The organism is Acinetobacter sp. 3657 (assembly GCF_031456775.1).
In the GTDB taxonomy this organism is placed as follows: Bacteria; Pseudomonadota; Gammaproteobacteria; order Pseudomonadales; family Moraxellaceae; genus Acinetobacter.
The window spans coordinates 70,667-81,503 of record NZ_JAVDVH010000015.1; the positions used below are offsets into that span (position 1 = coordinate 70,667).

At 39.0% G+C, this 10,837-nt stretch carries 9 protein-coding genes and 1 pseudogene; 1 reads left to right on the top strand and 9 read right to left on the bottom strand.

Features of this window, described 5'->3' with window-relative positions:
• Positions 1–41 precede the first annotated feature (41 nt).
• The 3 genes from J2Y37_RS13975 to icd all read right to left on the bottom strand — a co-directional run bounded on the left by J2Y37_RS13975 (position 42) and on the right by icd (position 2,925).
• A complete protein-coding gene (locus tag J2Y37_RS13975) occupies positions 42–863 on the bottom strand; it encodes a PhzF family phenazine biosynthesis protein (RefSeq protein ID WP_005197812.1) in 822 nt (273 codons plus the stop codon).
• 137 nt (positions 864–1,000) lie between these two features.
• Complete coding sequence (locus J2Y37_RS13980) at positions 1,001–1,510, bottom strand: hotdog fold domain-containing protein (RefSeq protein WP_349033204.1); 510 nt, start codon at positions 1,508–1,510, stop codon at positions 1,001–1,003.
• 158 nt (positions 1,511–1,668) lie between these two features.
• Positions 1,669–2,925 carry an NADP-dependent isocitrate dehydrogenase gene (icd, locus tag J2Y37_RS13985; RefSeq protein ID WP_004670417.1) on the bottom strand — a complete coding sequence of 419 codons (1,257 nt, stop codon included), beginning with the start codon at positions 2,923–2,925 and terminating at the stop codon, positions 1,669–1,671.
• Between the two features lie 192 nt (positions 2,926–3,117).
• Between icd and J2Y37_RS13990 the strand changes: the two genes are divergently transcribed.
• Entirely contained in the window at positions 3,118–3,930 is an 813-nt protein-coding gene (locus J2Y37_RS13990; RefSeq protein ID WP_004670416.1) for an rRNA large subunit pseudouridine synthase E, read from the top strand.
• An 88-nt stretch (positions 3,931–4,018) separates the two neighbouring features.
• Here J2Y37_RS13990 and J2Y37_RS13995 read toward each other — a convergent pair whose 3' ends face one another.
• From J2Y37_RS13995 to J2Y37_RS14020, 6 genes and pseudogenes are all read right to left on the bottom strand, one after another.
• Positions 4,019–6,250, bottom strand: a complete 2,232-nt coding sequence (locus tag J2Y37_RS13995) for an NADP-dependent isocitrate dehydrogenase (protein ID WP_349033205.1) — start codon at positions 6,248–6,250, stop codon at positions 4,019–4,021.
• 454 nt (positions 6,251–6,704) lie between these two features.
• Entirely contained in the window at positions 6,705–7,070 is a 366-nt protein-coding gene (locus J2Y37_RS14000; RefSeq protein WP_349033206.1) for a hypothetical protein, read from the bottom strand.
• Between the two features lie 21 nt (positions 7,071–7,091).
• Entirely contained in the window at positions 7,092–7,496 is a 405-nt protein-coding gene (locus J2Y37_RS14005; protein ID WP_349033207.1) for a hypothetical protein, read from the bottom strand.
• A 117-nt stretch (positions 7,497–7,613) separates the two neighbouring features.
• Positions 7,614–8,479, bottom strand: a pseudogene (locus tag J2Y37_RS14010) (IS982 family transposase).
• Positions 8,480–8,809: 330 nt separating this feature from the next.
• Positions 8,810–9,220, bottom strand: a complete 411-nt coding sequence (locus J2Y37_RS14015) for a hypothetical protein (protein ID WP_349033208.1) — start codon at positions 9,218–9,220, stop codon at positions 8,810–8,812.
• A 3-nt stretch (positions 9,221–9,223) separates the two neighbouring features.
• Positions 9,224–10,837, bottom strand: a 1,614-nt coding sequence (locus J2Y37_RS14020; RefSeq protein ID WP_349033209.1) for a putative toxin, incomplete at its 5' end; no start/stop codon positions are given.

Below are 10,837 nucleotides of genomic sequence, written 5' to 3' on the forward strand. Positions count from 1 at the left end.
AGCTTTTTCTTTGCGTTTATAATGTCAGCAGACTCTATGTCTCAGTTAATCATAAGTTCCGCTTGCATATACAGTTTTGCATAACCAGAAATTTCAATCCGATCTTCAGATTCAACCACACAGTCTAAAACGCCACCACGTTTAGATGCTTGAAAAGCAATAAGCTGTTTTTGATTCAACTTTTCTGCCCAAAGTGGCACGATGCCAGTATGAATTGAACCTGTAACAGGATCTTCACCAATGCCCACTGCTGGGGCGAAATAACGTGATACACAATCAAACTGCCCCTCACCTCTCGCCGTAATCGCTACATCCGGTTGCGATGCAGTAATCGCAGTACGCACTTTGCCCAATTGTTTTAGTTTTTCCAGATCAGGCTGTTCATCCAATACATCTTGCACGTTTTCGTATTCCACAATAAACGCTTGGGTGTTGCGATAAACCGCTTTAAATGGTTTGCTTAAACCTGCTCGAAGTTCAGGAGGGTATTCAGTCACTAATTCAGCTCTGCGAATCGGAAAATTCATTTTAATTTTGCCATCATCGTCTTGGCTAACCACAAAAACACCTAAGTTACGCACATGGAATTGGATCGTTTTTGCAGCCGTGTAATCTTTAAATAAAACAAAAGCACTGGCTAAAGTGGCATGACCACAGAAATCTACTTCGTCTATAGGTGCAAACCACCGTATTTCATAGTTGCTATCATCCAACTTTTTCACAAAAGCTGTTTCAGACAAGTTATTTTCCATGGCGATATTCTGCATCAAATCATCATCTAACCATGCATCTAAAACAATGACTGCCGCAGGATTACCCTTAAATAATGCTTGGGTAAAAGCATCTACTTGATACATTTTCATCGTTGGAAACTCTCAATATTTTCAGTTATTTTGAACCGAAAGTTTATAAATCATAGATACAGTTTTTTCTAAATTTGCGATACAAACCATATCTAAGAATTTTACGTGAAAGTTATACCAAATAGATGAAAGCAGACCTATTTCTTTTCCGTCACCCAAAGCGTAATGATTCCTTGAACAACGACGACACCATCTTCCCTTAAAGCCTGCACTTTGACTTGCAAATCTCCCGTTTTCCAATCTTGCTCAACCATGGCTGTAAGTCGAATATCAGAATCAGCTTTCGCCAAATAATCAACCTGCATCCCTTTTGGCAACCATCTTAGATGAGCGGGCACAGAAGCTTCCGCCAAAACACCCATGACATATTCCAATCCGTTGCAAATCGCGATCACGTGAACTGTACCAATATGATTTTCTACAGTTTTGTTTTTTGACATGCTTGCTTCACAATAATTGCATTCAAGCTTGCAAATGATTGGGTCAACCGTTTGAAAATACGGCGCTTTACGACTTACAATTTTTGAAAGTAAAGTTAATCCACCAGGGATATTCTTCAATCCATTGTAAGCATTAAGTACATAATTGCCTTGAGGACGTATATTTTTTCTGAGTTTTTGAATTGCGGTATTAAATAGATTAGCCATTTTGAAATTGATTTAAATGAATTTCAAATAAGTTAACATAATGAAATATATCACGAACGTTCCCATAGCGTTTGTCTGAACCTCTAGGTCACACATTTTTCATGCAAGTAATAAAAAAAGAGCGGTCATCGCCGCTCTTTTAAGATCATTAAATAGCTTTAATCGCCCATATGCGAAATTATTGCTTGACCAAATTCCGAACAACGCAACAAGGTTGCATTCGGCATTAAACGCTCAAAGTCATAGGTGACAGTTTTTGCTTCAATCGCACCTGAAACCCCTTTGATAATCAGATCCGCAGCTTCCGTCCATCCCATATCACGTAGCATCATTTCCGCAGAAAGAATGATCGAACCTGGATTGACTTTATCCTGACCTGCATACTTCGGTGCTGTTCCATGGGTCGCTTCATAGACTGCAATTGCACCACCAATATTGGCACCCGGTGCGATCCCAATACCACCGACTTCGGCAGCAAGTGCATCAGAGATATAGTCACCATTTAAGTTCAGGGTCGCAATCACTGAATAATCTGCTGGGCGCATTAAAATTTGTTGCAGGAACGCATCTGCAATCACATCTTTAATGATGATGTCTTTGCCTGTTTTAGGGTTTTTGATCTTGACCCAAGGACCCCCATCAAGCAGTTCGCCACCAAAGCGTTCCATCGCAAGCTCATAGCCCCACTCTTTGAACGCGCCTTCGGTGTACTTCATAATGTTACCTTTGTGAACCAATGTCACCGAAGGTTTATCATTATCAATGGCAAATTGAATAGCTTTACGTACTAAACGCTGCGTGCCTTCTTTTGATACTGGTTTAATTCCGATACCACAGCCTTCTGAGAAACGGATTTTGGTCACACCCATTTCTTCTTTTAAGAATTTAATGACTTTCTTGGCTTCTTCAGAATCAGCTTTCCATTCAATCCCTGCATAGATATCTTCCGAGTTTTCACGGAAAATCACCATGTCGGTTAATTCAGGATGTTGCACTGGCGATGGTACGCCTTCGAACCAACGTACTGGTCGTACGCACACGTATAAATCTAATTCTTGGCGTAAAGCCACGTTCAATGAACGAATACCGCCACCAACGGGGGTGGTTAAAGGCCCTTTAATTGATATAATGAATTCACGTAAAGCATCAAAAGTTTCTTCTGGCATATATGTGCCGTAAATTTTGTCTGCTTTTTCACCGCAGTAGACTTCCATCCATTCAATCGAACGCTTACCGCAATAAGCTTTTTGAATCGCAGCATCTACTACTGCTTGCATTGCTGGTGTAATATCCACACCAATACCATCGCCTTCAATAAAAGGAATGATTGGATGATTTGGAACATTCAGTGATAGGTCTGCATTCACTGTGATTTTGTCACCATCTGCAGGAACCACGATCTTCTGATAACCCATTGTATAGGCTCTCCCTCATGTTGCTGGCGAGTAAATATATGCCTTCTTTGGCATACTTTAATTTTTTATTTGCGTAAAATAGTCTAATCCAATCTAGTTTGTTTTGAGATTTATATGAGAAATAACAACATTTCTCATATAAATAAAAGCATAAGTTTACCAACCCCCATAATCTAGAAGTAGTATTTATTTATGAGAATAGTGGTCTTCAATAAACCCTATGATGTGCTTTCACAGTTCCGAGAAGATACGGCACACTTAACGGTTTCAAATTTTATCAGCGATCCTGAGCTTCGTATTGCAGGTCGTTTAGATTTAGACTCTGAAGGTCTGATGTTTTTGACCGATCATGGGGGTTTAAATCAGTTCATTACCCACCCAAGCAATAAGAAGTATAAAACCTATCTTGCTCAAGTCGATGGTGATGTAACCGAAGAAGCTTTAGAGCAACTACGTCAAGGCATCGAACTTGCGGATGGTCTGACCTTACCTGCAAAAGCAAGTAAAGTAGACGAGCCAGATTGGTTATGGGAACGTACTCCACCTGTACGCTTTCGTGCCAACATTCCAACGACTTGGATTGAACTACAAATCTGTGAAGGACGTAACCGCCAAGTACGCCGCATGACGGCTGCGGTTGGCTTTCCAACTTTACGTTTGATTCGTACTCAAATTGGTTCAATCAACTTGGTGAAGCTTGGTTTAAAACCAGGTGAAAAAGTCGAAATCGAACCGTTGCTTTATTCTGACTTTAAGGATGTGCCAGCGGATAAACCGTATGAAGGCCGTTCTTTCGCAAAAAAATCGACCAATAAACCACATTTTTCTCGCTCAAAAGATAAAGCGCGTGAAGAAAAAGGCGAAGCACCATTTAAAGGTAAGAAAAAAGCCAGTGGCGGTACAACACGCATTTGGCAAATGGATGAAAGTGAAAAACCACGTCGTAAGACCAATGGTACGACACGTCCAAACACCAAAGCGCCACGTGGTCGTCGACCTCGTTAATGTTGCCACAAAAAAGCCAGCGCATACGCGCTGGCTTTTTTGTTTGAGAGTAAGACAAACGATCTCATCTTAGCTCACATCAATAACATTAAACGGCTGCAAGAACTGCATTGAAAGTTGCACTTGGACGCATCACCGCACTGATTTTATCCAAATCAACCAAGTAGTAACCGCCAATATCAGCAGGCTTACCTTGAACTTCAGCAAGTTCCGCACCGATCTTTTGCTCATTTTCAGCCAAGGTCTTCGCAAGTGGAGCGAATTTGGCTTTTAAGTCAGCATCTTGGTCCTGTGCAGCAAGCGCTTCAGCCCAATATAAAGATAGATAGAAATGACTGCCACGGTTGTCAAGCTCACCAGTACGACGCGACGGTGACTTGCCGCTGTCGAGTAATCTGTCCGTTGCTTGATCCAGTGTTTTAGCTAATAACTTGGCACGGGAATTGTCTTCTTTAATCCCCATCTCTTCCAATGACGCTGCTAAAGCAAGGAATTCACCAAGAGAGTCCCAACGTAAGTGGTTCTCTTCGACCAATTGCTGCACGTGTTTCGGTGCCGAACCACCTGCGCCAGTTTCATACATACCGCCACCCGCCATTAACGGAACGATCGACAGCATTTTCGCAGAAGTACCCAATTCCATGATCGGGAACAAGTCAGTGAGGTAATCACGTAAAATGTTACCTGTCACTGAAATGGTATCTAAACCACGTGCTACACGCTCAAGTGTATAACGCATCGCACGGACTTGAGACATGATTTGAATATCAAGTCCTTCTGTATCGTGCTCTTTTAGATACTCTTCGACTTTCTTGATCAATTCATTTTCATGCGGACGGTACGGGTCAAGCCAGAAGATTGCTGGCATGCCTGAATTACGTGCGCGCGTAACCGCAAGTTTCACCCAATCACGAATCGGTGCATCTTTCACCTGACACATACGCCAGATGTCGCCTTCCTCAACATTTTGTGACATCAACACTTCGCCAGTTTCAAGATCAGTGATGTTGGCAACACCAGCTTCAGTAATCTCGAAAGTTTTGTCGTGCGAGCCGTATTCTTCAGCCTTTTGCGCCATTAAACCAACGTTTGGCACAGTCCCCATTGTTCTCGGGTCGAAGTTGCCGTTCCACTTACAGAAATTAATCATTTCCTGATAGATACGAGCAAATGTAGACTCTGGCATAACTGCTTTACAGTCATACTGTTTGCCATCTGCACCCCACATTTTACCGCCACCACGAATCATCGCAGGCATAGATGCATCGACAATGATGTCATTTGGCGAATGGAAGTTGGTGATCCCTTTTGCTGAATCAACCATTGCCAGCGCAGGACGATGTTCCTGACAAGCATGTAAATCTTCAATGATTTCTTCACGTAGTGATGTTGGTAATGTCTCGATCTTCTCGTAAAGTCCGGCCATACCATTATTGACGTTGATACCTAACTCGTCGAATAATTTGCCATGTTTCTCAAAGGCATCTTTATAGTAAATTTTGACACAGTGACCAAATACGATTGGGTGAGACACTTTCATCATGGTCGCTTTAACATGCAATGAGAATAAGATCCCAGCTTCACGACAATCTTCGAGTTCTTGCTCATAGAAGTCACATAGTGCTTTCTTGCTCATGAACATCGAATCAATAATCTCACCATCCTGCAATGCCACTTTTGGCTTGAGGACAATACTCTTACCACTGTTGGTGATCAGCTCCATTTTCACATTACGAGCACGATCAAGTGTCATCGATTTTTCGCCGTGATAGAAATCACCATGTTCCATATGCGAAACGTGGGTTTGTGACCACTGTTTCCACTCGCTCATTGAATGCGGATGCTTCTTAGCATAATTCTTCACCGCAGTAGGCGCACGACGGTCAGAATTACCTTCACGCAATACTGGGTTCACAGCAGAGCCGAGACACTTACCATAACGCGCCTTGATCGCATTTTCTTCCTCAGTCGTTGGATTTCCTGGATAGTCAGGAATTGCATAGCCCTTCGATTGTAGCTCTTTAATGCATGACACCAACTGAGAAACTGAAGCACTGATATTCGGAAGTTTGATAATATTCGTATCTGGATTCTGCGTGAGACGACCAAGCTCAGCAAGGTTGTTCGTCACCTTTTGCTCGTCGCTTAAGTAGTCTGAGAATTCTGAGAGCACGCGTGAGGCTACTGAGATATCACTTTTGACAATCTCGATGCCCGCTGGCTTAGTAAAGGTCTCAATGATCGGCAGCAGCGAGTAGGTCGCCAATAGCGGCGCCTCGTCAGTCAGTGTGTAAATGATTGTTGACTTTCCACTAGCCATATATAGCCCCTTGTGTTGGATTGAGTTTTTTAGAGCCGAGCTTTTGGCCTAGCCCCTGCGAACCGGTTTACTTAAGTAAACTAGAGAATATCTGTTCTGCTCATATCTCAGTCAACGCAATATCTTGTGATAGCGACATTTCGCTGAGAAATAACAGGCGCAAGTTTAAGACTCGCCCCATGTGAACCGGTTAGCTTAATTAAAACATGAGAGTATCAGTCCTCTGGGCATCCTAGTCAACGCAATATCTAGTGATAACGACATTTCGCTACGAAATACCTACTAAGGTCTATGATTGAAACCCTCTAAATTGGTTATTTACTAAACTTTGGTCAGTGTTATACAGCCCTTTTATACGATTGTAGTTACACTTTTTAAACTACTTTTTTTAACAAATGATTAAAACAGGCCACACTAATTTTTTTTAATTTTAAAAAGCAAGGAAGAAGCAATTTTACTTCTTCCCTGAGTTTAGAAGTCCATCGACCACTTGGTTAATCTTAACATCGTTACCTTGATATTTTGTGAGATCAAGCCCATCATAATTCAACGTAAATTCACAAGCATTCGGCTTAAATGGAGCATTAAATACCTGTGTCTGAATATGATAGCTTTCTATTCGATTAATGAGAGTTTCTTGAAAACGGTCAATTTTAACCTTAGAATTATTTTCGATACAGATGGATTTGATCTGTGAACGATAATCACTGTGAATCGGATTTGCTTGCCATTGCCATGTTGTATTACATGCTGAGCAAAGTATTCCACTTAATAAGAGGAAAATTAATCTTTTATTTTTCATAATATTTAAAAAATTCAAGTCCCATCATTTTTAAAACTGTTATTTAGATATAAAATCTTTTTTAGAAATCATCACGAAATTATCATTTTCAAAGCTATATTTCTTAAAAGACTTCAATGGTTCAACTTCTGTACGATATAAGAAACTAACTTCCTCACTATAATAAGATAATAAATTATTAAAAATACAATTCATATTATTAGCTTCACTCACCTGAAGTATCCAAGCAAATTCTTTATAATCTGGATAATGCCATTCGTTATTTTCTTCGTGAAAATTTTTGATAAGTTTTACCTCCCCTCTATCAATAAATTTTGCAAGAAAATAATTTCCCCAAAAAGAACTTTCGTGAGATTCCAGTTTAATACCAAAAAAATCGCTCAAGCTCTTTATCATCAACTTTTCATTATTAAAGGCTATACTATAAAAATCATATATATACATCTTATCAACCTATTACTTTACAATATGTGAGTTTCCACGTGATAATGCTCCTTGAAGCTTAAATTCAATTGGTCGCCTACCTTGCTTAGCTAATTGCTCTCTTAACCCGAATCGTGCTTAAGCCAATGATTCCATTACTCGAATGGTTGGCTTGTTTTGATGACATAATTGGTAAGCACATAAAGATGCATAAATTCCAGCTAAGTATCCTTCAATGCTTCTCGCTTTACTGGTGATCAAATTATATCGTCCTTTTAACAAGCTGAATAAAGTCTCTATTTTATTGCGCTGCTTTAAATGATATTCATCTGATGTAGAGAGTTGAATAAATTTCATGTTTTTTCGATGATATGTAATTAAATCAATGTTTTGTGATTTTAATCTGCTCTTTAATTTCTGACTAATATAGCCGCGATCAGCATACAGCTTTGCTTTTAATCCTTTTACTAATTGTTCTACCATTTTAATATCTGCTATATGCCCATTCGATAAAGCTGTACTAACAATGTCTCCTGACTGATTCATCATTAAATGCAGCTTACATCCAAAGAACCATCCCATTGAACTTTTGCCGCGGGTTGCAATCGCTTTTAGGGATTTATGCCGTTGAATACGCTGATTTTTACATACAGGTAGTGTCGTCGAATCTATCCATAAATAATTGCTGACGCTATTTTTCATCAAGGCAAAGTGTAACGCATGCAGTGCCAATTGATGGACTCTGATGAGATATATCATCCGCTGGTAGCATGAGCTCTAAAGAGTTGACTGTAATTTTGCTTTAATGAAAAGAAGAATGCTTTAAAGTTATTGAAATGTGAGCATTTATACCAAATGGCGATAAACACAATTTCTGAAACTTTCAATTGAGAAGTTCGTATTCTCACACGCTTGTTGCTGCGTTTTAAAAACTCCCAATAAATTACTTCAAATTTCTGAAAAAAGTCGTCAATGATGCAAAAGAAATATGTAAAATCGAACATGGTGGCTGAAGGCATAGGTTGTGTGGTAACTCCCTAATGGTTTTCAGCCACCTTTTTTTCAAGCTAATTTCTTATCCGCGATTCAGGTTCTCTTAAGTTGCATCCCGAGAAATCTGGCCTGATCATTGCTCAAAGGCCCTATACGATCAGGCACCTTAAAGCTATTTACTCGAACTAAAACCAGTGTATTCAAATACAATAATTTATATAACGCAATTCGCCAATTATACTTTTAGCTTTATCATTAACTTATTTTTTAATAATCCTAAATTAAATTATTAGTACTCCTCCGTTTTTCGTTAAAGTACTAATACATCCAATTTGATTAACTTATAAAAACTTATTTTTTTGTGGATCGAAAATAATCGCATTGGAAATATCTTCTAAGTAATCCATCATTAAAATTATATAATTTGTATATTTTTTTAACTCATCATCAGCAAATCTAACAATTATTCTTTTATCAATATTAGAAATTATACTAGCTTTATCCGAGTCGGTATAAGTTGAAATCTCTATTGAATCTTCAATCACATTCTGACCAGTTTCATAAAAAACTTTAATCCACCAATCTCCCCAGGAAAGAACTAAATGTTTATCAGAACAATCAAATGGATCTTCCTCATATTCAAGATCAAACTTACTTGTTTTAGAAAAACACTGTCTCAATTCTTTTTCAATCAGCTCTAATGAAAACTTATTTGAATTTTCATTAATTAAACAATATAGTGAAAAAGCCATAACTTATTTCCTCCAAAAACCTGATGTGCCAATATCAACGGGCGTAAATCTTTCTGTATTAGGATCAAAAATTCGAACTTTCCCATTAGTGTTACGAATATTATCTAATAATGGCTCAGAAATCGATCTAGTTCGAGGCCCAATAATTAAATTGAACTTCATTTCTTTTTCAACTGCATAATTGTAAAAAGCTTGAAGTTGAGCCGAATTAGATAAATTTTGTACATTTTTGACATCTGTTACTCCAAATTTTCCTCCAACAGGAAGATCCGGAATATATCCTTCAATTGAAATAGGCTTAGAACCTTTACCAAGAGGTACATTTAAACTTTCACGAACATTCTTTTCAAAAGAATTACCGTTGCTATTATTAGCCCATACAGTTTGTGCTTTTTTATACCAAACTTCTGGACTTTTAGGATTATTAGACTCACTTAAATAACGATCATAACGCCAATGATGCTCTGTTGGAATAATTCCGTAATCTACTTTATCCGAACTATTAAAACGGCTCCACTCCATTTCCGCAAAATTAGGAACTGAATCATTTCCTAATAATTTAGGATTTGGAGATAATTTGAGTCCTATCTGGCCAGCTTGACCAAATCGACTTGGAACACTATCAAAAGAGATTACAGGGCTTGTATCAAACCGTGAAACTAACTTTGTTCCACCGCCTAATCCAGCACCGTAAAGCCCTACAAATCCACCCTCGAGTTTCTCATTCCATGAAGTATTGTTCCAGTAATTCGAAACGCCTGTTGCAGTATTATCAATCGGATGCTCAGCAAAGGTCTTAATTCCTGACCATGCTGTTGCTCTTGAATTTGGATCTGTTCCTAACTCAACTAAACCAGCGACACCATTAACAGCCCCTTGTGCCATACGCATAAATGGTCGAGACACTGCTGCACTAACAACCATTGTTGCCGAATCACCATTGTCTCGCACATTAGTAATATCAGCTACTCGATTATTCATGAAAGTTTGAACAGATCTCGCCCCATTTGCAATAAATGGGATGTCCTGTTGAACTAAGCCCAATGGCGTGAATTTACTCGCATATTTAAGGAAACTACCGACCCCATCCAAAGCATGTTCAATATTAGGATCACCTATCCAATTATTATCACTTTCAGCCTGTATACGAATAGGGGATAATTGCTTAATATCTACATTTTGACTCATCATCAAAATAGTACGTTCTTGGTTATTATTTGGCTTATAATCAAATAATTCCTCTCTTATTCCATCACGTATGCTAGACCAATTACCATCTCTAAAATCATTGATAAAATCTCTTCCACTATAAGCATAAAGCGGAGATGAGCCTAATGATGTACGTTCACCAGTTGCTGAATTATAGACGCTAATATTTGATTTATATTGTTTATTCTCTGAACCAAACCAACTCTCAGCTTTCTCTGCAAACTGTCTGCCTACAGTATTGGCTATCGCAGCCATTGAGACATTCAAATAATCCGGCTTACTTCCACCAAACCATTTATCTTCTATCGTGCTTGCTATATTTGCCCCTGCTAATGCATATGCATATGGACTTGCTGTAGTACCTAGAGCATCATCAAATACACCACTAGCACCCATACCAGAAGCCGC